Genomic DNA, 23,538 nt, shown 5'->3' with positions numbered 1-23,538 from the left:
CCAGTGACGGTGTATCTGGAAGGAGATCCTTTGACCGAAGAGAAGATAAAAGAAGGTCTTTCAAAATTGGTTGAAGATCTTGGAAAAGTGAAAAAAGTGCTGGTGGTGCACACAGATTACACCCGCGTGGATTTCACCCACTTAGTGGCAAAGAACCTCTACAGATTTCTCCTTGAAAGAGGTCTGAAAGAGTTTCATACGCTCAACGCGAGCGGTACACACAGGGCCATGAAAATTGAAGAGTTCGAAAAGAAACTCGGTATCTCAAGAAACGAAAGAGGAGTGTTTTTCCACAACCATGAGTTTTTCAATCCTGAAGCACTGGCGTTTGTTGGCACACTACCGGCTGATTTCGTTTCAGAGATGACCGAGGGAGATCTGGAAGAGGAGATACCGATAAAGGTGAACAGAATCCTCTTTGAAGATTTCGACGCGATCTTTTTCATAAACGGTACAGTTCCTCACGAATCGACAGGTTTTTCCGGTGGCTTGAAGATCGTTATTCCGGGAATCGCCAGCACGGAAGTTGTAGATACTTTCCACTGGGCAGCAGTTCTCATGGGCATTCCAAAACTCATAGGCACGGTGGACAATCCCGCGCGTAAGATCATAAACAGGGCATCGGAGATGATTTTTGAGAAGATAAAAGCAAGATCCTTCACACTCAACATGGTGTACGAAGAGGAAGAAGAAGTGATTCCAAGAGCTCTCTACATAGATGAAGGATACAAAGGCTTTTTAAGGGCATACGAAAAAGCTTGCGAGCTCAGCTCTCAACTTCACGTGAAATACATAGACCGACCTCTCAGAAGGGCTGTCCAGGTGATAGGAGAGGAATACGACGAGGTCTGGACGGCGGGGAAGGGGTCCTACAAGCTTCAAAAACCAGGTGTGATGGCAAAGGGCGGTCAGATCATCATCTACGCACCGCACATAAAGAGGTTCCACTCCAACCCGCAGATGGACAAGTGGATCAGGGAAATAGGATACCACTGCAAAGACTACGTGAAATGGTATCTGAAGAAACATCCCGATTTCAACAAGAACGTTGCAGCACATGTGATCAACGTAAGAGGAGCTGGAACGTTCGATCCAGAAACGGGTAAAGAGGAGTTCGAATTCGATGTGATTCTCGCTACCTCCATTCCTGAAGACGAATGCAGGGCAGTGAACCTTGGATACATGGATCCGTCGAAGATCAGAAAAGAAGATTTCATGGATGAGGATAGTCTCTGGATAGTCCCGGGTGGAAAGTACCTCTACGATCTGAAGGGGAGGAGAGGATGATAGCGGCCATAGACATTGGAACAGAGAGCGCTCGTCTTATGTTCAAAAGTAACGGTGAGTGGAAAGTTCTGAAAAAGTCATATAGAATCTTCTTTCCATCACCCGAGGCGGCAGAACAGGACCCGAATGAGATCTTTTCCGCTGTTTTCGATCTTTTAAAGCAAGTACCCAACGAGGACGAGGTTCTCTACGTTGGTATGAGCTCTGTGTTCCACAGCATCATCGGTCTTGATGAAAATCTCAATCCGGTTACTCCCCTCCTCAACTGGGCAGACAGGAGATCCTTTAGGGAAAAGGAAGAACTGGAGAAGAAGTACGGTGTCAGGTTCTTTTATGAAAAAACCGCGTGCCCGCTCCATCCGATGTACTGGCCTTCAAAGATCCTGTGGATGAAGAAAAACTCGAATGCGAAAAAGTTCTGTTCGATAAAAGCCTACATCGTCAACAAGATGACTGGAGAATTTGTGGAAGAGCTTTCTCTCGCATCTGGAACCGGTATGATGAACATACATTCCCTCGAATGGGACGGGGAAATCCTGGAGATCACGGGAGTGAGGAAAGAAGATCTTCCTGAGATCAAATCACCTTACACACAGGTGAGGGTGAAAGACGAGATAGCAAAAGAGCTTGGCTTCAAGAAAGTCTACCTGATCCTTGGCGGTGGAGACGGAGTGATGACGAACGTGGGATTGAGCGCGATGGATCCTGATTCAGCCACCGTGACGATCGGAACGAGCGGCGCGTTTCGTGTTGTCATGGACAGACCGGTGATCGATCGGGAGGGGATTTCCACCTGGTGCTATCTGATCGATGAGGAAAACTACGTTCTCGGCGGGGCGATAAACAATGGCGGTATCGTGTTGATGTGGCTTAAAGATGTCATGAGGTTCGACAGTTACGACGATATCATAGAAGAAGCAAAGGAGTCTCCAGCTGGTGCGAACGGACTGGTATTCCTGCCGTTTCTCAACGGGGAAAGGGCACCGCACTGGAGAGAAAGATACAGGGGCGTTCTGGTAGGGCTCACTTCCTCTCACAGAAGGAGTGACATTGCAAGAGCGGCACTCGAGGGAATCTGCTTCAGGATAAAGGACATACACAACGCGGTTAAAAGAGTGGGAAGTGTTGATCCCAATCGAATCGTTGCGACGGGAGGTTTCACCAGCTCTCCGTACTGGGTCCAGCTCTTATCGGACGTTCTTGGAAAGGATATAATCGTCACAAACGTGGAGAATCCTTCCGCTTTTGGAGCCTACGTAATGGCTTTGAAATCGCTGGGAGAAGATGTGGAAGGCTTTATCGAAAAAGAGGTTCGGGTAGAGCGGGTGTTTCACCCTGATTCTGAAAGAAACGCGGTGTACGAGAGACTGTACAGTGATTATAAGTTCCTGTACGAAAAACTCGTGGACTATTATTACAAGGAGTAGCCAAGCCCCGTCATCTTTTTGAGGTTGAGAACCTTCAGTATCTCTTCGACAGGAATGTTTTTCTCCTGGGATAGAATTTCAACGGCTTTCTTTATGTCCCAATTCGCTTTTTTTATTGCTTCAGAGACCGCTTCGTATCCAAACAACTTTATCAAAGGTGTGAGGTTCGAAACAGACCTTCGAAGGTGTTCCTCGCACCGCTCGTTGTTCGCTTTTATTTTTGAGATGTAGCTGGCGAGTGATCTACAGGCGTTTGTGAGGAGTGTGAGAGATTTCAGTGTTAGGTGAACTATCAGAGGAGCGAACTGGTTGAGTTCTAAATTCCCAAGTGCGCAGGCATGGTTCAGGATCATGTCGTGACCGAAAACCATGTGACAGATTTGCATCACGTACTCGGGAACAACCGGGTTTATTTTTCCTGGCATGATGGAGCTTCCCGCCTGCACAGCTGGAAGAATCAGTTCCCCGATCACGGTGTTTGGTCCGCTTCCCAGCAGTCTGATGTCATTTGAGATCTTGTAGAGGTTCACAGCAAGAGATTTCAAAAGACCATGAACCTCAGCAAAAACGTCCCAGTTCTGCGTGGCGTCTATGAGGTTTTCTGCTTTAGCAATCTTCACTTTCGTTACTTCTCTCACTTTTTCGACGATCTTGAGGATGTAGTCTTTCGGCGCCCCAACTCCCGTTCCGATGGCCGTTCCCCCGATGTTTACACTTCTTATTCTTTCTTCGACTTTGTAGAGCCTCCATCTGTCTCTTGCGAGGGCATCCGCGAAAGCGCCGAATTCCTGCCCTAACATGATGGGCGGTCCATCCATGAGCTGTGTTCTTCCTGGTTTTCTTATGGAGTAGAACTCCTTCTCTTTCTCCTGAATCTTCTCCTGAAGGTTTATCACTTCATCTATGAGTTTTCTGAGTTTCACGATGGTGGCGATTTTCGCACTCGTTGGGAAGGTATCGTTCGTGGACTGGTGCAGGTTCACATGGTCTATGGGATCGACCAGGTATTCTCCTTTCTTTCCACCGAGTATTTCCGTAGCCCTGTTTGCGATCACTTCGTTTACGTTCATGTTTATGGAAGTTCCAGCCCCACCAGAGAGTGGATCCACAACCACGTGTTTTTTCAGGTCTTCCCATTCGTCACAGGCCTTCACGATGGCGTTTCCTGTTCGTTCGTCCAGATAACCGAGCTCTGTGTTCAAAAGGGCGCAGGCTTTTTTCACCATGAAATAGGCCCAGATGAAAGTTTCGTCAAGCTTTTCACCTGTGGATGGGAAGTTCATGAGGGCTCTCTTTGTGTGTATTCCATAGTAGGCTTCGTCTTCTATCTCCAGTTCCCCGAGGTAATCGTGTTCCTTTCTCACACCTTCACTTCCTCTCTGAAGGGACGTATCGCCCGGTCGAGTACTCCATGGAGGTAAGAGATCGTCACACCGTAGTTCGTCATGGGAATACCGAGTCTTTTTGCCATTCTCACCCTTCTCATCATAGCTGCCCTGTTCAGAACACATCCTCCGCAGTGAATGATGAGTTTGGCATCTTCGATCTCTTCGAGATCCGGGAAATCCTTTCCCGCTATGACTTTGAAGTTCAACTGGGCTCCCGTGTGGTTCACAAGCCACCTTGGAATCTTCACCCTTCCGATGTCTTCGGTGAGAGGTCTGTGGGTGCAGCCTTCCATGATGACAACAGTGTCTCCGTCTTCCAGCTCTTCTATCTTTCTCACGCTTTCCACAAAGTAGGCCAGATCGCCTCGATATCGTGACTCCACAATGGAAAAGGTGGTGAGTTCCACGTCTTCCGGGACATCAGACGCTACTTTCATTACCACCTGAGAGTCTGTGATGACGAGTTTTGGTTTCATCCCTATGTTTTCCATCACGTACCTGAGCTCTCTTTCCTTCACCACGAGGGCGATGGCTTCTCTGTCGAGGGCTTCCCTGATCGCGTGGACCTGAGGCATGATGAGCCTCCCCTTTGGAGCACCGAGATCTATAGGGACCACGAGGATCACAAGATCGCCGCCATCTATCAGATCACCGAGGTAAGGAATCTCTTCATCACCCGGAAGAATTTCGGAGATGGTCTTCCCGATATCGTCGAATCCCTTTTTCTGCAAAGCCGAGACAAGGAGTACTTTCGCTTCGTAACGGCTTTCGTAGAGTCCCTTCAGCTCTTCGGCCTTTTCTCCAAGAACGTCGATTTTGTTTACGACAACTACGAAGGGAATTTCCATCTCTTTGAAAAGATTGACAACGTCGTCTTCGTACGGTGTCGGTTCGCTGTCTGTTACGAGTATTCCACAGTCCGCTCTATAGAATACTCTCCTTGCTTTCTCCACTCTGAGTCTTCCAAGTTCTCCCACATCATCGAGCCCAGGAGTGTCGACCAGCGTTACAGGGCCTACGGGGTAAAGCTCCATGGATTTGTAAACGGGATCTGTCGTGGTGCCTGCGTATTCACTCACGATGGACACGTTTTGTCCAACGAGTGCGTTCATGAAGGATGATTTCCCGACGTTTCTTCTTCCGGCGACAACGATGTATCTCCTGAAACCAGCGTCCGGCAATCTCACGATATCACCCTCTATAAAGAAAAATCCCCTTCGCACGACCGAAGGGGTGAGTTCCCCCTCGGTGTCGGGTGCCCTCCACCTCAGGTGGAACGGTCTTTTTCATGTTAATTTTATCACAAGTTACTCTTTCTGGTTCAGATATTCTTTGTAACCAATTTGTTCTAATCTTTGGGCTTTTTCCAGAACTTCCCGTTTCATTCTTTCTTTATACTCTTTTACCTTCCTTGCGATCTCCGGATATTTGATTCCCAGAATAGACGCAGCGAGGATTCCCGCGTTCTTCGCGTTGTTTATGGCAACGGTGGCAACGGGCACACCCCCTGGCATCTGAACTATGGAGAAAAGTGAATCCAGACCGTTCAGTGTGGATGTTTTCACGGGAACACCTATCACAGGAAGGTGGGTGATGCTTGCCACCATTCCCGGGAGGTGAGCTGCTCCTCCCGCTCCCGCAATGATCACTTCTATTCCCCGTTCTTCGGCGTTCTTTGCGTACTCGAACATGCGATCCGGTGTCCTGTGGGCAGAAACGATCGTAATCTCGTAATCTATTCCGAATTCTTCCAAAATTTCAGCTGCCTGCTTCATTACAGGAAGATCGGAGTCACTTCCCATGATGATTCCTACCCTTGGCACATCGCTCCCTCCTCCGAGACGACTTTCAGTATTTTCTTCGCTCTGAGCGCTTTTTCGAGCGCTCTTTCAACGTCTCTGTCCACCACCGTGAAATGTCCCATTTTTCTGTACGGTCTGGTTTCTTTTTTTCCATAGAAATGAAGCGAAAGACCTTCTATGGCCAGAGCTTCTTCCAATCCAATGAGGGCGGGTTTCCCATAATATCCTTCCTTACCGAGGAGATTCACCATCACCGCGGGGATGAGAAGCTCCGTTGATCCGAGAGGCAGGTTCATGATCGCCCTTATGTGCTGTTCGAACTGGCTCGTCACACACGCTTCAATGGTGTAATGGCCGGAATTGTGTGGGCGTGGAGCGATCTCGTTGACGAGTATCTCACCCTGTTTTGTGAGAAACATCTCTATTCCAAAGATACCGACACCTTCTAACGCCTCTACAACACTCGTTGCGATTTCTCTGGCGATCTTCGAATGTTTTTCTTCTATTCTGGCAGGTGCTATCACCGTATCGCAGATGTTCGCATCTTCGTCGAAGTACATCTCCACCACGGGATAACACGCTGTTTCTCCTTTTTCGTTTCTCGCCACCATGACAGCGAGTTCTTTCTCTATCTCAACGAACTCCTCAAGGTAGGTCTCGCCTTTTATAGCGTTTTCGAGATCTTTTTCGTTTTTTATGATGAACACACCTCTGCCGTCGTATCCTCCTTTTCTCGCCTTTTGAACAACAGGGAAACCGAACTCCCTGACGTCGCTTTCCAGATCCTTCACCGGTTTGTATCTGGGAACTGGGATGCCGTTTTTCTTCAAAAATTCTTTTTGAATGAACTTATCCTGTATGATTTCCAAGGTGTACGGAGAGGGATGTATTCTGTAGCCCTCGTCGTAGAGTTTCTTCAGCGTCTGAACGTTGATGTGTTCAAGATCGTAGGTGGTAACATCTGAACCTTTTACCAGATCTTCAATTCTTTTTGAGTCGAAAAAGCCTGCGACTATCTGTTCGTCCGCCACCTGCCCAGCGGGGCTTCTGGGGGTTGGATCGAGCACTATCACGTAAAAACCCATCTTCTTCGCTTCGAGGGTCATCATCTTGCCAAGCTGGCCACCGCCGATGATACCGATCTTTTTCAAAACTCCTCCCTCCTCACCAGCTTCCCATGAAGAAGTAGAACTGCCAGTCTTTCTCGTTGAATCTGTAGGCACCGCCAACTTCCACGCTCCCAAGAAGGGGAACGACGAGATCGAGTTTCACTCCTGCTGAGGAGAGAGTGTTCATATTTCCGTTCTCTTCTATTCCGCCGTAGTCAACAAACAGTCCGGTGACGACGGGTACGTTTTCTTTCTGAAGAATCCAGTTCAGATCGGCTGAGAGTTTGAACATCTTTTCAGTCTCGAAGTAGTTGTAACCACGCACCGCATAAGGACCAGACACTTCCAAAAGTTCCGTTCCAATCTCGTTGCGGACCATTCCGCCTGTACCTTTGAAGCTCCAGAAGAGACTTTCAAAGATCGGGTAGTACGCTTCTCCCGAGAGGATGCCCTTCCAGTACTTTTGATCGTCCAGCCCGAAAAGACCCGCGCGTGTCAGGTCGAGCGAGAGGTAGTACCCTTCGGTTGGAAGGATTGCGGAGTTCTTGGTGTTGTATCTGTATCTCGTGAGGATTGCGAGAGTTCCCTTGCTTCCGTCGACCAATGTTTTTTCGTAGATGGGTCCGATACCGAAGGAATGTCCCTTGTACGGAAGAGAAGAGATCAAGCCTTTGAGGCTGATCGTATCGGTGCCGCTGGAGGTGGTGTAATCTGTGTATCCAATTCCCAGTTCAAGGTTCATTGGAACTTCGAATTTGACAGGGAGTTTCATGCTTCCTTCAACGCTTCTTTCGGTGAAACCGAGGTTGAGATTCACTGAGAAGGACTCTCCGTATCCGAAAGTGTTCACTGCGGAGAGCTGAACCATTCCGCTGAAGCCCTGCCACCAATCGCCTTCTTTCGGCATGGTCCATCCAATTCCACCGATGAAATTCCTCGTTTTTTCCGCTTCTTTGAGATCTATTACGACATCCACCTGAGTTGCGCTTGGAGAAAGCTGTGGATATATGTTCACAGAATCGAAGTACCTGCTGTTCTGCAGATAAGAGTAGGTGAGCATGATCTCTTCTTTGTTCAGAGGTTCTCCTTCTTTTATGGTGACCAGGTTCTCCACCACGTAGGGTTTTGTTTTCTTGAGTCCTTCGATTTTAACGGAGCGAACGTATTTCTCGTAGATATCGAACACGAGGCTGTCGTCTTCTACCTTTGCTTCCACCCATGCGTACGGGAAATTGTTCTTCTCGTAAAAATCAACTATTCTGTTCATCGCGAGAAGCACCTGAGCATTCGTGTAGGTCTGATCTGGAGACAACCCGGACGCTTTCAAAAGCTCCTGATCCGTGAAGATCGTGTTACCGTGGAATAGGATCTCTTTGAAAGCTTTCTCTCCTTCAAACAGTCTTCTCTGTACTACATTGACCACCATGATCACGACATTCTTTTCTTCGATATCCTTCACTGTGGTTTTCTTGAAATTAACCGTTGTTTCTTTCGAGAAGAACGGGTAGGAGTTTATAACTGAGATGAGGTTGTTTATATCGGAGTACTTTGGATAGAAATCTTTCTTGCTCATGGTGAAAAACCTCACCAGTGGAGAGGAAGAATAGAAGTCTCTCAGGGTTTTTATCTTCGCTTTCGAAAGGATGGAAACGATATCCAGCCCATCCACTTCTCCGTTGAAAACGATGTCCCATAGAGCGTATTCTTTCACAACGATTTTATAAGTACCGTCCTCAAAGTTTCCGTTTATCTCTACAAGAAAGTATCCTGCTTCCTGATACTTGTTTCTCATAGTTTCGAACGTTTCTTTCAAAAGGTTCACGTTCAACGGCATGCCTTTCTCGATTTTAACGAGCTCTTTGAGTTCTTTTTTGTCCACCAGACCAGGGCCCTCTATTTCCAGTTTCCAATCTTTGACAACTGGATTTTCCTCCAGTGAGACGACAAGTCTGTAACCCACATCAGCTGGTTCCAGAGAGGGTGTTAGAGAGGAGAAATATCCAAGGTCGAAGACTTTTTTCAGATACTCCTGAATTTCATCGGATGATACCTCTCCGAAGAGTTTTCCGACTTTTTGAACTATGAATTCGGAATTGAGTGTGTTCAATCCCTTGAAATCGACTTCCGAGATGTAAATTGCCATCGCGGAAACAGTCAGCAGAATCAGCAGAAGAACCAGTTCTTTCTTCATACCTGTACCTCCTTCAGGATATCTCCTTTATAAGCATACTTGAGAAATGCCTCAAAAGTCCAGGGACACTTCTCTTTGAAAATTCTCGCGATTGCCAGAGCGTACTGTTGAATTTCCCACTGAGCGTGAGAATCTGCCCTCAGGTTCAAAAAGTTCATGAGACTTCTTGCATTCACAGTCCAGAAAAACCTCGTGTACAGATTCAAAGGGAGCACTATCCTTGCCACTTCTCGAGGAACACCGCTTTCTATCAACTCCAGATACGTTCGATACGCTTTATCGACTATTTCTGAGATCTTCTCCGTCACCTGTTCGGGAGGGATGGTCGTTTTGTACCCTTCCAGGCGTTCGGGAGAGGGGATATAAAATTCGTAGGAGAGCTTCGAGTATCTGCCGCTCAATTCGTTGTAGGATGCGATCCTGTGTCTGAACCACTGCCTCGCCACGAATATGGGAGCTTTCACGTGGAAAGTGAAGACAATGTGTTCGAAAGGTGTCTCGTGACCATGTTTCATGAGGTATTCGATGAGATGTCTATCCCTTTCTTCGTCTTTCAAACCCATATCGAAAGAAACGCGGGCAGCCCGTACAGCGGAGAGGTCGTTTCCCATCACATCCACAAGTTCAACGAATCCTTTGTCCAAGATATCGATCTTCATCGATATCCTCCCTTCTGGAAAGTGCTCGTTGTTGGAGGGTGCCGGTCTTTTATAACAATACTAACATATAAGCTTAGAGGGCTGAAGTTTTCAGCCCTCCTTTTTGGTCATGATCTTGACGATCGTTTTTTCGATCCGTTCTCGGTCTATCTTATTTCCGTCCTTTAAAATCTTCAGAGCGGCTTTTATCACGAGAATTCTCGGATATTTTACGAGCATTTCCTTGATAGGATCTCTCTTCATGCTGATCACACTCCTTGACAACGGGGATGTGTTAGAATATAATCTGATAGCGGTGTGGGCTCGTAGCTCAGTTGGCAGAGCGCCCGGCTCATAACCGGGTGGTCGGGGGTTCGAATCCTCCCGAGCCCACCAGTTCCTGAAGGAGAGCACGGCTCTCCTTATTATTTTAACACATCGTTCAAAGATGTTCGAGGTTGACAAAGAAAAGCTCTGATAGTAAAATTAATGAACGGTCTTGGGCGGCGTAGCTCAGCGGCGAGAGCGGGTGATTCATAATCACCGTGTCGTGGGTTCGAGTCCCACCGCCGCCATAGGTCATCGGAAAGGAAATAGGGCCAGCGTAGCTCAACCGGTAGAGCGACTGATTTGTAATCAGTAGGTTGTGGGTTCGAGTCCCACCGCTGGCTCCAAAAGTATGTGGTGGGGTGCCCGAGTGGCCAAAGGGGGCGGACTGTAAATCCGCTGGCAGAATGCCTTCGGAGGTTCAAATCCTCCCCCCACCACCAGATTTTTTGAGAAAGGGTGGAAGATATGCGAGTGAAAGTGGCTCTGAAATGTTCTCAGTGCGGTAACAAGAACTACTACACCACAAGGAACAAGGACAAAAGAGCAAAGCTCGAACTGAGAAAGTACTGTCCAAAGTGCAACGCCCACACGATTCATACCGAAACGAAAGCGTAATCGCAGGGCCGTAGCTCAACTGGTAGAGCGCCGGTCTCCAAAACCGGTGGTTGCGGGTTCGAGTCCTGCCGGCCCTGCCATTTTTTGATCTGAGGGGGCATCGAGAATGGAGAAACTCCGAAAGTTCTTCAGGGAAGTCATCGCCGAAGCAAAGAAAATTTCCTGGCCCTCCCGAAAGGAGTTGCTCACTTCTTTTGGTGTTGTTCTCGTGATACTCGCTGTTACAAGCGTTTATTTTTTTGTGCTTGATTTCATCTTTTCAGGAGTTGTGAGTGCGATTTTCAAAGCGCTGGGAATAGGATAAGGTGATAGGTGATGAAGAAAAACTGGTACATAGTGCTCACCATGTCTGGTTACGAAGAAAGAGTTAAAGAAAATATCGAAAAGAAAATCGAAGCCACCGGGATAAAGAATCTGGTGGGCCGTATTGTTATTCCTGAAGAGGTAGTTCTGGACGCCACCAGTCCTTCCGAGAGGCTCATACTTTCTCCGAAGGCCAAATTACACGTGAACAATGGAAAAGATGTTAACAAGGGAGATTTGATAGCTGAAGAGCCCCCTATTTATGCTCGAAGAAGCGGTGTGGTTGTTGACGTGAAGAACGTCAGAAAGATCGTCGTGGAAACCATCGATAGGAAGTATACGAAGACGTATTACATTCCTGAATCCGCGGGGATCGAGCCGGGTTTGAGGGTTGGAGCAAAAGTGAAGCAGGGACTGCCGCTTTCAAAAAATGAAGAGTACATCTGTGAGCTGGATGGAAAGATCGTTGAAATAGAACGAATGAAAAAAGTGGTCGTTCAGACACCTGATGGTGAGCAGGATGTTTATTACATTCCTCTGGATGTTTTTGACAGGGATAGAATAAAAAAAGGAAAAGAAGTGAAACAGGGTGAAATGTTGGCAGAAGCCAGGAAATTTTTCGCCAGGATTTCAGGAAGAGTTGAGGTGGTGGATTATTTAACAAGAAAAGAGATCAGAATTTACAAGACGAAAAGAAGAAAACTCTTCCCTGGTTACGTATTCGTGGAAATGATCATGAACGATGAAGCCTACAACTTCGTTCGTTCCGTGCCATACGTTATGGGGTTTGTCAGTTCGGGAGGACAACCCGTTCCCGTAAAAGACAGAGAAATGAGACCTATTTTGAGACTTGCGGGGCTCGAAGAGTACGAAGAGAAGAAGAAGCCTGTGAAAGTCGAGATCGGTTTCAAGGTTGGAGACATGGTGAAGATAATAAGCGGTCCTTTCGAGGACTTTGCGGGTGTCATAAAAGAAATCGATCCGGAGAGACAGGAATTGAAGGTAAACGTGACCATATTCGGGCGGGAAACTCCTGTTGTGCTTCACGTTTCTGAAGTGGAGAAAATCGAGTGAGAAAACGTGGGAGGAGGAATCCGCACCACGCATAGGGAGGTTCGAACATGGCGAAGAAAGTAACGGCTCAGATTAAATTGCAGTTGCCCGCCGGGAAAGCCACACCGGCGCCACCTGTTGGACCTGCTTTGGGTCAGCACGGCGTAAACATCATGGAATTTTGTAAAAGGTTCAATGCCGAAACAGCGGATAAAGCAGGCATGATTCTTCCTGTTGTTATAACGGTGTACGAAGATAAGTCGTTCACCTTTATCATCAAAACACCTCCGGCTTCCTTCCTTCTCATGAAAGCGGCAGGTTTGGAGAAAGGTTCTTCCGAACCAAAGAGAAAGATTGTTGGAAAGGTTACCAGAAAACAGATCGAAGAGATAGCGAGAACAAAGATGCCGGACTTGAACGCAAACAGTTTGGAAGCGGCCATGAAGATCATTGAAGGAACCGCTAAGAGCATGGGAATAGAAGTGGTGGACTGAAGTAACGGAAAGGAGGAGGCGCAATGCCGAAGCACTCCAAGAGGTATCTTGAAGCAAGGAAGTTCGTAGACAGAACGAAATACTACGATCTCGATGAGGCCATAGAACTTGTTAAAAAAACTGCCACAGCGAAGTTCGATGAAACGATAGAACTCCACATTCAAACTGGAATAGACTACAGGAAACCTGAGCAGCACATCAGAGGAACTGTTGTCCTTCCACACGGAACGGGTAAGGAAGTCAGGGTTCTGGTGTTTGCCAAAGGAGAAGCGGCGAAAGAGGCATTGGAAGCGGGTGCAGATTACGTAGGGGCTGAGGATCTGGTAGAAAAAATAGAAAAGGAAGGTTTTCTCGATTTCGATGTTGCAATAGCCACGCCCGATATGATGAGAGTAATTGGAAGACTCGGAAAGATCTTGGGACCAAGAGGTTTGATGCCGTCGCCCAAATCAGGAACGGTAACTCAGGAAGTAGCGGAAGCGGTTAAAGAATTCAAAAAAGGAAGAATAGAGGTCAGAACGGACAAAACTGGGAACATTCACATACCCGTTGGTAAAAGGAGTTTTGACAACGAAAAATTGAAGGAAAACATAATTTCAGCTGTAAGACAGATCATGCAGATGAAACCCGCAGGTGTGAAAGGACAGTTCATTAAAAAAGCGGTTTTGTCTTCTACAATGGGACCCGGTATAAAGTTGAATCTTCAGAGCCTGTTGAAAGAGTAAAGCAATCGAAAACTCAATAAGACGCCGTAGATGGCAGGGCCCTTGGGGTTAAAGATCCTGCCGGAGGCGTCCCAGAAAGGTTCTATGACCTTTTTGTGGACCCTCCGGGGTCCACAAAATTTTTTTTGGGAGGTGAATCCTTTGCTGACCAGGCAACAAAAAGAACTCATAGTTGAAGAAATGAGTGAAATATTCAAAAAAACATCGCTGATACTCTTTGCCGATTTCCTGGGTTTCACGGTGGCTGATCTCACCGAACTTCGCTCCAAATTGAGAGAAAAGTACGGAGATGGAGCAAGGTTCAGGGTTGTGAAAAATACTCTCTTGAATCTTGCGCTCAAGAACGCTGAATACGAAGGCTACGAAGAATTTCTCAAAGGACCTACAGCTGTACTCTACGTCACGGAAGGAGATCCTGTGGAGGCTGTCAAGATAGTTTACAACTTTTACAAAGATAAAAAGGCTGATCTTTCGAGGCTCAAGGGTGGTTTCCTCGAAGGAAAGAAATTCACGGCAGAAGAAGTGGAAAACATCGCAAAACTCCCATCCAAAGAAGAGCTCTACGCTATGCTCGTTGGTCGTGTGAAAGCTCCTATTACCGGTCTTGTGTTTGTTCTGAGTGGTATTTTGAGGAATCTCGTGTATGTGCTCAATGCCATTAAAGAGAAAAAATCCGAATGATGGAGGTGTTTGAAGATGACGATTGATGAAATCATCGAAGCGATTGAGAAACTCACGGTTTCAGAGCTTGCAGAACTCGTGAAGAAGCTCGAAGACAAATTTGGAGTGACTGCTGCAGCACCTGTGGCCGTTGCTGCCGCTCCAGTTGCCGGAGCCGCTGCCGGTGCCGCTCAGGAAGAGAAAACAGAATTTGACGTTGTTTTGAAGAGCTTCGGTCAGAACAAGATTCAGGTCATCAAGGTTGTCAGAGAGATCACCGGACTCGGTCTCAAGGAAGCCAAAGATCTCGTTGAAAAAGCCGGTTCACCCGACGCAATCATTAAGAGCGGTGTTCCCAAACAGGAAGCAGAAGATATCAAGAAAAAGCTTGAAGAAGCCGGTGCTGAGGTAGAACTGAAGTAAATTTTCGTTTGTGAAAAAAGAATGTTTCAACCCTGTACCGCCTCTTGCCGGTACAGGGTTTTTGTGTTTTAATAAATAGAGTGTGGTACAAAAGCTCTTCCTCACCCTATTGTTTCCTTTCCGTTCAATCTAAGCAAAACCCGGGAGAGAAATCCTGGGAGTTTCTTATTCCACATTGAGAGGTGAGAAAATGAAAGAGATCTCTTGCGGTAGGAGGACAAGGGTTTCTTTCGGCAAGACTCAGGAACCCCTACCAATTCCAGACCTTGTGGAGATTCAGAAGATTTCCTACCGAAGATTCCTCGAAGAAGGTTTGCTCGAAGTCCTCAAAAAATTTTCCCCCATTTATTCGCAGGCGACTCGCTCAGATTTGAAAAAATCGGACAGAGGATTTGCCCTTGAATTTGTTTCAACCAGGATAGGAGAACCTGTTGTTGATCCCCTTGAATGTAAAGCAAAGGGTTTAACTTACAGTGTTCCAATATACGCAACGGCTCGCCTTACCGACATGAAAAGCGGTGAAATGAAGGAAGAAGAAGTGTTCCTTGGCTACATTCCCTACATGACAGATCGTGGAACGTTCATAATAAATGGAGCAGAAAGAGTTGTGGTCAATCAGATAGTAGTTTCTCCAGGGCTTTACTTCTCGTCTGAGTACATCGACAGAGAAGAGTACGGCGGATACTTTCTTCCATCTCGAGGCGCATGGCTTGAAGTTATCCTCGATCCCTACGATGGAGTTCTTTACGCGGGTCTTGACGGAAAGAAGGTCAATCTTTTCCTCTTTCTGAAAACGATCGGTTATGAAAAGGATGAGGATATCCTCTCTCTTTATCCCACCTATCTGGATGCCGACGATGAAGACAGTCTCCTGCTCCATGTGGGTTCCATTCTGCTTGAAGACATCTACGATGGTGACAGGAAGATCGCCGAAAAATGGGATATCCTGACCAAAGATCTCGCGGAAAGGATTTTGATGATAGATGACATAAATCAGATAAAAATAGTTCATCCAATAGCTCAAAATACATTTGAAAAGATGCTGGAATTGGTGTCTTCCTCGGGCGAAGAGGGAGAGGAAGAAGAGGAAAAGACAAAGATTTACGGTTTAAACGAAGTTACCGTTGTGGACGCTTATCTGGAGATATTTAGAAGATTGCGACCCGAGGAACTTCCAAGAATAAACGCGGCGAAGAGGTATCTTCACGATCTCTTCTTTAATCCAGAAAGATACGATCTTTCCGAGGTGGGAAGGTACAAAGTCAACGAAAGACTAAGAAACGCTTACATCAGGTACCTCATAGAGGTTGAGGGAGAAGATCCCGAAGAAGCGAGGAAGAAGGTTTACAACGAAAATTCTCTCGTTCTGAAACCACTCGATATAGTCCTCGCTTCCAGAATTCTCTTCGACTACTTTGAGAGAAGATACGTCAACGATTTTGAAATAGATTCCTACGAGTTGAGAAATTTGATCAGAATCTTCAAGGAAGAATATTTGGAAAAGAGAAAAACAGCTTCTTACGACCTCAGAAAGCTTGTATCGGTGTTTCGGAGGAACTATGGAGTAACATCCGATCTCAGTGTCCTTGCTGCTATCAGGTACATCTCCAACATAAACAAGGAGCTTCCTTCGATACCTTTCGATACAAAAGACCATCTCGGGAACAAGCGCGTTAGAACGGTGGGAGAACTCGTCCAGAGAGAGTTCGAGAGGTTGTTCGCAAGGGCACAGAAGGCCATTCAGGAAAGACTCACACTCATAAACTCTCTGAGCAAGGTTTCCATTCAGAGTCTTATAAACATAAAATCTATCATATCAACGGTCAACCAGTTTTTCGCGATGAACCAGCTTTCTCAGTTCATGGATCAGGTGAACCCTCTGTCGGAACTCACTCACAAAAGAAGGGTTTCCGCTGTTGGACCTGGTGGGTTGAGAAGAGAATCCAAAGTCTTCGAAGCAAGAAACGTGCACTACTCACAGTACGGAAGGCTGTGTCCCATTGAGACACCTGAAGGTGCGAACATAGGATTCATAACATCGCTGGCTATATACACCAAAATTGATGAATACGGATTTCTCATGACTCCTTACAGAAAGGTAGTCAATGGAAAAGTGACGGATGAAGTAGTCTACTTGAGGGCCAACGAAGAAGAAGATTTCAAAATTGTACCTGCCACCACACCCGTGGATGAAGAGGGCAACATAATACCAGAGAGAGTAGTGGCTCGAGTGGGTGAGGATATCAGGCTTGTTCCCAGAGAAGAAGTAGATTTCATGGATGTATCAACAAAACAGCCCTTCAGTGTCTCGGCTTCACTCATTCCATTCCTCGAACACGACGATGCCAGCCGAGCCCTTATGGGTTCGAACATGCAGAGGCAGGCCGTCCCGCTTCTGAAAGCGGAAGCACCCTTTGTTGGAACTGGAATGGAATGGGAAGCAGCGAAAAATTCTGGTTATGTCACTCTCGCAGAACACGATGGAATAGTGAAAGAGGTTGACGCCGCCAGAATCGTTGTTCACAGAACAGACGAGAATGGAAATCTCATGTACGATGATAAGGGCAATCCAGTGGTTGATGAATACAGACTTCTAAAATTTGTGAGATCCAACCAGGATACGATGATAAATCAAAAACCCATTGTCAACGAAGGCGATTTTGTGAAGAAGGGTGATCCCATAGCCGACGGTCCGGCAACCGACATGGGAGAACTGGCACTCGGAAGGAACATCCTCGTCGCCTTCATGCCATGGGAAGGTTACAACTACGAGGACGCTATTCTCGTGAGTCAGGAGCTTCTTGAAGAAGACGTTTTCACGTCGATCCACATAGAAGTTTATGAAACTCAAGCAAGAGAAACGAGGCTCGGTCCTGAAGAGATCACCGCTGATATACCGAACGTGAGCAAAGAACTCCTGAAAAATCTCGACGAGAACGGAATCATCAGAGTTGGAGCGTACGTTGTGAGTGACTATGGAGTGGGTTCTCAGGCAATACTGGTTGGAAAGGTGACACCGAAAGGTGAAGGAGACACAACACCAGAAGAGAAGATCATCAGATCTGTTTTTGGTGAACGTGGAAGAGACGTGAAGGATACATCTCTCAGGCTGCCTCACGGGGTTGAGGGAAGAGTTATAAGGGTCGATGTTTACGATCAAAACGATATAGCAGAACTGGGAGCGGGAGTTTTGAAACTCGTCAGGGTGTACGTCGCCTCAAGAAAGACGCTCGACATCGGAGACAAGCTCGCGGGACGCCACGGAAACAAAGGTGTTGTCTCAAACATACTTCCAAAAGAAGACATGCCGTTCCTACCCGATGGAACACCGGTTCAGATGGTACTGAACCCGCTGGGAATACCCTCACGTATGAACGTCGGTCAGATTCTGGAAACGCACCTTGGATGGCTCGCCAAACTAACTGGAAAATGGTTTGCAACACCTGTTTTCGAAGGGGCGAAAGAAGACGAAATTCTCAGACCGCTCTACGAAGAAAGGAAGAAGAGGGGTCTTCACCTTGGAGACGACGAAAACAACCCGAATGGAAAAGTGGTTCTCAGAGACGGAAGAACGGGAGAACCCTTCGACAATCCTGTGGTGGTCGGTTACATGTACATGCTGAAGCTCGTTCATATAGCAAAAGAAAAGATTCATGCAAGATCCACAGGACCTTACTCTCTCATTCACCAGCAGCCTCTCGGAGGAAAGTCTCACTTCGGTGGACAGAGGCTTGGAGAAATGGAGGTCTGGGCTCTGGAAGCGTACGGAGCTGCTCATACTCTCGCGGAGATGCTCACCATAAAATCCGACGACATAAAAGGAAGAAACGAAGCCTACAAAGCCATACTGAAAAACATGAATATACCTGAACCTGGTGTTCCCGAAAGCTTTAGGGTTCTCATCAAAGAACTCAGAGGTCTCGCGCTCGATGTGAGACTCTATGATGAGAACGGTAACGAAATAGATATCGACAAGTACTGATTGGGAGGTTGGTAGAATGCCAATGTCCTCTTTCAAGAGGAAGATAAAGGCAATTCAGATAAAGATAGCCTCTCCAGAAGTGATAAGAAGCTGGTCTGGAGGAGAGGTCAAGAAACCAGAAACGATCAACTACAGGACATTCAAGCCCGAGAGAGACGGCCTTTTCTGTGAGAGGATTTTTGGTCCTGTGAAGGACTACGAATGTGCCTGTGGTAAGTACAAGGGGAAGAAATACGAAGGTACCGTCTGTGAAAGGTGTGGAGTCAGAGTCGAATCCAGAGAAGCCAGGAGAAAAAGGATGGGGCACATAGAACTGGCAGCACCCGCTGTGCACATCTGGTACCTCGAGAGCATACCGAGTGTCCTTGGAACACTCTTGAACATGAGCACTTCAGACCTGGAAAACATCATCTACTACGGCAGCCGCCGTGTCATAGAAAGGGCTTTCATTGTGACTGATCCCAAAGATACTCCGTTCTCCCAGGGGGACGTGATCTACGAGACCGAGTACAGGATATACAGGAAAAAGTGGGATTTCGAAGTTGAGCAGGCGTTCGTGGTGAAGAATCCAAAATCTCCTGTTCTTTCTGATATTGATGGAGAAGTGACTTTGAAGACAGAAAAGTCCATCACAGGAAGGGAAATCACCTGGATCATAGTGAAGAACATCACCAGAGCCACACACACGGTGCTCCCTGGAATGATTCTCGTTGTGAAAGATGGTCAGGAAGTGGAAAAAGGACAGGATCTGACGAAAGAAATGACAATCGACCCTGTTTACGCTCCGTTTGACGGTCACGTGGAAATAGATGAACTTTCGAATACTATTACGTTGAAACCTCTCACAACCAGTAAGGATCAGCCGGTTGTTTTCACGGCTCCTTACGGAGCAAAGATTCTTGTTTCGAACGGCCAGAAGGTGAAAAAAGGTGATCAGATCACGACTTCTACCAGCCTCCCATCCGTCAAATCGAGCATATCTGGTACAGTGAGATTTGGTTCCAACCTCAACATAAGAGCGCTTGAAGACGGAAACTTCGAAGTGCTCTCCACCGGTGAAGTCTATGTAGAACAGGTTATAGAGGAGAGAAAATATCCTGTCTTTGAAGGAGCGCTTGTCTACGTTAACAACGGCGACCAGGTGAAGAAAGGGGATCACTTAGCTGACAGATTCCTCTTCGAGGAAGAGTATCTCTCTGCCACCGAGTACAAAATCTTCGAGTCTCACTATCCAACCATGTTCGATGTTGAAGAGAGAACGGAAAACGACAGACCGATCGTGGTCATAACGGATATAGATCCCGAGGTTTCCAAAGAGACAGGCTTGAAAGTTGGCGATATAGTCACAGAAAACGAGTACGAAGCGTATCTTCAGATATATCCAGAAAAGATAGTGGCTGATGCCGGAGCGCAGGCGATAAAGAAACTGCTTCAGAATCTGGATCTGGAAGCGCTTCAGGCGGAAATCGAAGCGGAACTCAAAAAGTTACCTTCTTCCAGCTCGAAGGCGATAAAGCTCAGAAGAAGGTTGAAGATGGTGAAGGATTTCCTGAAATCTGGCAACAAACCCGAATGGATGGTTCTTGAGGTCGTTCCCGTGATTCCACCCGATCTCAGGCCGATGATACAGATTGAGGGAGGAAGGTTCGCCACAACAGATCTCAACGAACTTTACAGAAGACTCATAAACAGAAACAACAGACTCAAAAAACTCCTGGAACTCGGGGCACCTGAGATCATTCTGAGAAACGAGAAAAGAATGCTTCAGGAAGCGGTTGATGCTCTCATTCACAACGGCTCTGATTCGGAGGGAAAGAGAAGCAGAAGAGCCGTTTTGAAAGACAGAAACGGCAGGCCTCTGAAATCGCTCACCGATCTCCTGAAGGGAAAGAAGGGAAGGTTCAGAAGAAACCTGCTTGGAAAGCGTGTGGACTACTCTGGAAGAGCGGTCATTGTCGTGGGACCGCATCTGAAAATACACCAGTGCGGTATTCCAAAGAAAATGGCAATGGAGCTCTTCAAACCGTTTGTTCTGGCGAAACTTCTTGGAGAGGGTTCTTCCAGCAAAACCATGAGAAAGGTCAAAAAAGCGATCATAGAAAAAGAGATGCCGGAAGCTTGGGAAGTGCTCGAAGAAGTGATAAAGGGAAGCGTTGTTCTTTTGAACAGAGCCCCAACACTCCACAGAATGTCGATCCAGGCGTTTGAACCAAAACTCGTCGAAGGAAACGCCATACAGCTTCATCCCGTTGTGTGTCCGCCTTTCAACGCGGACTTCGACGGTGACCAGATGGCGGTTCATGTACCGCTTTCAGCGGCAGCCCAGGCAGAGGCGAGATTTCTCATGCTTTCGAGATACAACATCATCTCCCCAGCACATGGAAAACCGATTTCGCTGCCGACGCAGGATATCATCATAGGTTCTTACTACCTCACGACGGTCAGTAAAGAATTCGACTCACTGAAGGAAGAAGATGTGAAATGGAAGTTCTCTTCACCCGAAGAGGCAATGCTGGCTTACCACCTTGGATTCATAAAACTTCACACTCCGATTCTGATAAAGGTCGTTATCAACGGTGAGGAAAAACGAATAAAGACGACACTGGGAAGGGTAATCTTCAACAGCATCCTTCCGGAGGATTTGAGGGATTACAATAGAATTTTCGACAAAAAACAGATAAACACCCTCGTCTATGAAACGTTCAAGAGACACGGTATAGACAGAGCGGCAGATCTTTTGGATGACATAAAAGACATCGGCTTCCACTACGCAACCGTTTCCGGGCTGACTCTCTCACTGAAGGATCTGAAGATACCACCAGAGAGAGATGAGATTCTCAGAAAGACCTGGGAGAAGGTCAGAATAATCGAAGAGAATTACGAAAAGGGTTTCTTGACAGAGGAGCAGAGAAAGAGCGAAATCATACGACTCTGGATGAGTGTGACAGAGGAGATCACAAAGCTCACATCCAGAACACTTGCAGAGGATCCGTTCAACCCCATATACATGATGGTGAACTCTGGTGCCAGAGGTAACATAGATCAGGTGAAACAACTCGCTGGTATCAGAGGTTTGATGATCAAGGCGTACGACCCGAGATCCAGGGAAATAAAATCCAAGATCTTCAAGGGTCAGGCGATACACGAAGCACTCACCTTCGATTACCCGGTTGATAAGAACCTCAGAGAGGGCGTTGACATCCTGCAGTTCTTCATATCCACCTACGGTGCCAGAAAAGGACAGGTTGACACGGCAATGAACACATCCTTCGCGGGATATCTGACGAGGCGTCTTGTGGATGTGGCCCAGAGTGTTACAGTAGCAGAACCCGACTGTGGAACCCACGAGGGAATCAGAGCTATGGACCTGATAAAAGAAGGAACAGTTGTAGAAAAGATGAACGAATTCCTCTTTGGTAGAGTGCTCGCAAAGGATGTACTTGATCCAGAAACAAAAGAAGTTTTGAAGAATCCAGAAACGGGCAAGGAGTACACGAGAAACACCATGCTCACGGACGACGACGCGAATTTCCTGGCTTCTTACAAGAAGATGGTTGATGTTGTGAGATACGAAGAGATAGACATAACAGAACTCTCACTCCCCAACATGTACGCTGAAATTGCGGAACCCGTTGGAGAGTACGAAGAAGGAACGGAACTCACCTGGGATGTGGTAAAAGCCGCTAAGAACGAAGGGAAATACCGCATAAAGGTGAAGGTCTATCCTGTCGTTGGAACCGTTTACGCGGAGGAGGAACCTTTGTACGATAAAAAAGGTGAAAGACAGCTTCTTGTGTACCAGGAAGTGATAAACGAGATTGTGGCGAAAATGCTCGAAGAAAATGGAATAGAAAAAGTTCCCGTGAGACCCGATATCATTGTGAGATCACCTCTCACCTGTGAGTCTGAGTACGGCGTCTGCGCTGCCTGCTACGGTATGGATCTTTCCAACCACAAGATAGTGAACGTCGGTGAGTCGGTGGGAATCGTGGCCGCTCAGTCCATAGGAGAGCCCGGCACACAGCTCACGATGAGGACTTTCCACGTTGGAGGAGTCATGGGTGCGAGCGACATCGTCAGCGGTCTCACAACTGTGGAGAAGACGTTCGAACCGTACGCGTTCTTGAGAGAAGAAAAGAGCGGTGGAAAGAAAGAAATCAGAAAATACTATGGATCCGAATCGATTCTGTGTGAAGTCGATGGTTTCGTGAAAGACATAGCAACCGACGAGAGCGGTAGAACGGTGATTTACGTCGAGGATTACGCCGGTAACATCCACGCTTACAAAGTACCGAAGAGAGCGAAAGTAAGGGTAGAGAAAGGCCAGAAAGTCCTGAGAGGAGAAACCCTCACCAGCGGCGCCATTGTGTGGTGGAAACTCCTGGAGCTCGAATCAGAAAAAGGTGTAATGACGGCGATGAATCTTTTGAAGATCATAAAGAACGCCTACGTCCAGCAGGGTGTGAGTATACACGACAAGCACTTCGAGATCATATTCAAACAGATGCTAAGCATGGCAACGATCGTCGATCCTGGAGACAGCGATTATCTACCGGACCAGCTTGTACCACTTGTGGATATAAAGAGATTCAACAGGGAAATCCTCGAAGGAAATGCGAAAGTGGAAGAGAACAGGAAGTGGGTCATAGGAAAGACGCTCGCAAAGAGGATCATCGCGGAAACAGAAGAGGGAGAACTCGTGGAACTCGCGCAAAAAGGCGATGAAGTGACCGAGGAACTTTTGAAGAAGATCATAGAAGCGGGAATAAAAGAGATCGACGTCTTCGAAAAAGATAAAGTTGTGACGTACCAGATTCTTCCGAAGGAACCTATCAAGTACAAGAGAAGACTCCTGTCGCTCAAGAAAGCGGCTCTTAACTACCCCGGCTGGCTCAGCGCGGCTGCGTTCGAAGAAACCGCATGGGTGCTGACTGCGGCGGCGATCGAAGGGAAGGTCGATCCACTCATTGGATTGAAGGAAAACGTGATCGTTGGTCAGCTGATACCCTCAGGAACGGGGCTCGACGTTTTTGCGGGGATTCAGGTGGAAGAAACCCCAAGGGCCGCGGTGGAAGAAGAACTCGCGTGAGAAACAAAGAGAAAAGAAGAAG

The 23,538-nt window shown here is 47.1% G+C and carries 18 protein-coding genes and 5 tRNA genes; 16 read left to right on the top strand and 7 right to left on the bottom strand.

Translation table 11 applies throughout. From position 1 onward, the window contains the following. Positions 1-3 precede the first annotated feature (3 nt). Positions 4-1,287 (top strand): lactate racemase domain-containing protein, encoded by a 1,284-nt coding sequence (locus TPET_RS02430; RefSeq protein ID WP_011943117.1) that lies wholly within the window; start codon positions 4-6, stop codon positions 1,285-1,287. After that, positions 1,284-2,714: a gluconokinase gene (locus TPET_RS02425; protein WP_011943116.1), complete on the top strand. Its 1,431-nt coding sequence runs from the start codon at positions 1,284-1,286 to the stop codon at positions 2,712-2,714. Before TPET_RS02430 ends, TPET_RS02425 begins: the two co-directional genes overlap by 4 nt. Here TPET_RS02425 and TPET_RS02420 read toward each other — a convergent pair. The 7 genes from TPET_RS02420 to TPET_RS09520 all read right to left on the bottom strand — a co-directional run bounded on the left by TPET_RS02420 (position 2,702) and on the right by TPET_RS09520 (position 10,106). After that, a complete protein-coding gene (locus TPET_RS02420; RefSeq protein ID WP_011943115.1) occupies positions 2,702-4,078 on the bottom strand; it encodes an aspartate ammonia-lyase in 1,377 nt (458 codons plus the stop codon). The two genes, TPET_RS02425 and TPET_RS02420, sit on opposite strands and share 13 nt — an antisense overlap. After that, positions 4,075-5,289 (bottom strand): [FeFe] hydrogenase H-cluster maturation GTPase HydF, encoded by a 1,215-nt coding sequence (gene hydF / locus TPET_RS02415; protein ID WP_011943114.1) that lies wholly within the window; start codon positions 5,287-5,289, stop codon positions 4,075-4,077. Before hydF ends, TPET_RS02420 begins: the two co-directional genes overlap by 4 nt. A 120-nt stretch (positions 5,290-5,409) precedes the next feature. Then, a complete protein-coding gene (gene purE, locus TPET_RS02410) occupies positions 5,410-5,925 on the bottom strand; it encodes a 5-(carboxyamino)imidazole ribonucleotide mutase (protein WP_004081520.1) in 516 nt (171 codons plus the stop codon). Next, positions 5,913-7,055 carry a 5-(carboxyamino)imidazole ribonucleotide synthase gene (gene purK / locus TPET_RS02405; RefSeq protein WP_011943113.1) on the bottom strand — a complete coding sequence of 381 codons (1,143 nt, stop codon included), beginning with the start codon at positions 7,053-7,055 and terminating at the stop codon, positions 5,913-5,915. The genes purE and purK overlap by 13 nt, the downstream gene beginning before the upstream one ends. 13 nt (positions 7,056-7,068) lie before the next feature. Then, positions 7,069-9,204 (bottom strand): BamA/OMP85 family outer membrane protein, encoded by a 2,136-nt coding sequence (locus TPET_RS02400; RefSeq protein ID WP_011943112.1) that lies wholly within the window; start codon positions 9,202-9,204, stop codon positions 7,069-7,071. Next, complete coding sequence (thyX, locus tag TPET_RS02395) at positions 9,201-9,863, bottom strand: FAD-dependent thymidylate synthase (RefSeq protein ID WP_011943111.1); 663 nt, start codon at positions 9,861-9,863, stop codon at positions 9,201-9,203. The genes TPET_RS02400 and thyX overlap by 4 nt, the downstream gene beginning before the upstream one ends. A 90-nt stretch (positions 9,864-9,953) precedes the next feature. Next, a complete protein-coding gene (locus TPET_RS09520) occupies positions 9,954-10,106 on the bottom strand; it encodes a hypothetical protein (protein WP_011943110.1) in 153 nt (50 codons plus the stop codon). Positions 10,107-10,162: 56 nt separating this feature from the next. Between TPET_RS09520 and TPET_RS02390 the strand changes: the two genes are divergently transcribed. The 14 genes from TPET_RS02390 (at position 10,163) to rpoC (ending at position 23,516) form a co-directional block, all read left to right on the top strand. Continuing rightward, positions 10,163-10,238: transfer RNA gene (locus tag TPET_RS02390), tRNA-Met, on the top strand. A gap of 106 nt (positions 10,239-10,344) precedes the next feature. Next, a tRNA-Met gene (locus tag TPET_RS02385) sits at positions 10,345-10,417 on the top strand. 23 nt (positions 10,418-10,440) lie between these two features. Beyond that, positions 10,441-10,516, top strand: a tRNA-Thr gene (locus TPET_RS02380). Between the two features lie 9 nt (positions 10,517-10,525). Next, positions 10,526-10,612: transfer RNA gene (locus TPET_RS02375), tRNA-Tyr, on the top strand. Positions 10,613-10,637: 25 nt separating this feature from the next. Next, the gene (rpmG, locus tag TPET_RS02370; protein WP_004081515.1) at positions 10,638-10,787 is read left to right on the top strand and encodes a 50S ribosomal protein L33; all 150 of its coding nucleotides are present in this window, start codon (positions 10,638-10,640) and stop codon (positions 10,785-10,787) included. 4 nt (positions 10,788-10,791) lie between these two features. After that, a tRNA-Trp gene (locus TPET_RS02365) sits at positions 10,792-10,867 on the top strand. Between the two features lie 26 nt (positions 10,868-10,893). After that, complete coding sequence (gene secE / locus TPET_RS02360; protein ID WP_004081514.1) at positions 10,894-11,091, top strand: preprotein translocase subunit SecE; 198 nt, start codon at positions 10,894-10,896, stop codon at positions 11,089-11,091. Between the two features lie 11 nt (positions 11,092-11,102). After that, positions 11,103-12,164 (top strand): transcription termination/antitermination protein NusG, encoded by a 1,062-nt coding sequence (nusG, locus tag TPET_RS02355; protein ID WP_011943109.1) that lies wholly within the window; start codon positions 11,103-11,105, stop codon positions 12,162-12,164. A 47-nt stretch (positions 12,165-12,211) separates the two neighbouring features. Continuing rightward, entirely contained in the window at positions 12,212-12,637 is a 426-nt protein-coding gene (rplK, locus tag TPET_RS02350) for a 50S ribosomal protein L11 (protein WP_011943108.1), read from the top strand. Positions 12,638-12,660: 23 nt separating this feature from the next. Next, positions 12,661-13,362: a 50S ribosomal protein L1 gene (gene rplA / locus TPET_RS02345; protein ID WP_011943107.1), complete on the top strand. Its 702-nt coding sequence runs from the start codon at positions 12,661-12,663 to the stop codon at positions 13,360-13,362. A gap of 141 nt (positions 13,363-13,503) precedes the next feature. After that, the gene (gene rplJ / locus TPET_RS02340) at positions 13,504-14,043 is read left to right on the top strand and encodes a 50S ribosomal protein L10 (protein WP_011943106.1); all 540 of its coding nucleotides are present in this window, start codon (positions 13,504-13,506) and stop codon (positions 14,041-14,043) included. 15 nt (positions 14,044-14,058) lie between these two features. Continuing rightward, the gene (gene rplL / locus TPET_RS02335; protein ID WP_011943105.1) at positions 14,059-14,445 is read left to right on the top strand and encodes a 50S ribosomal protein L7/L12; all 387 of its coding nucleotides are present in this window, start codon (positions 14,059-14,061) and stop codon (positions 14,443-14,445) included. A gap of 190 nt (positions 14,446-14,635) precedes the next feature. Then, complete coding sequence (gene rpoB, locus TPET_RS02330; RefSeq protein ID WP_011943104.1) at positions 14,636-18,427, top strand: DNA-directed RNA polymerase subunit beta; 3,792 nt, start codon at positions 14,636-14,638, stop codon at positions 18,425-18,427. A 16-nt stretch (positions 18,428-18,443) separates the two neighbouring features. After that, the gene (rpoC, locus tag TPET_RS02325) at positions 18,444-23,516 is read left to right on the top strand and encodes a DNA-directed RNA polymerase subunit beta' (RefSeq protein ID WP_011943103.1); all 5,073 of its coding nucleotides are present in this window, start codon (positions 18,444-18,446) and stop codon (positions 23,514-23,516) included. Positions 23,517-23,538 lie beyond the last annotated feature (22 nt).

It is taken from the genome of Thermotoga petrophila RKU-1 (genome assembly GCF_000016785.1).
Lineage (GTDB): Bacteria > Thermotogota > Thermotogae > Thermotogales > Thermotogaceae > Thermotoga > Thermotoga petrophila.
The sequence above is the reverse complement of the archived record's forward strand: the minus strand, read 5'-3'. Positions and strand labels throughout refer to the sequence as shown.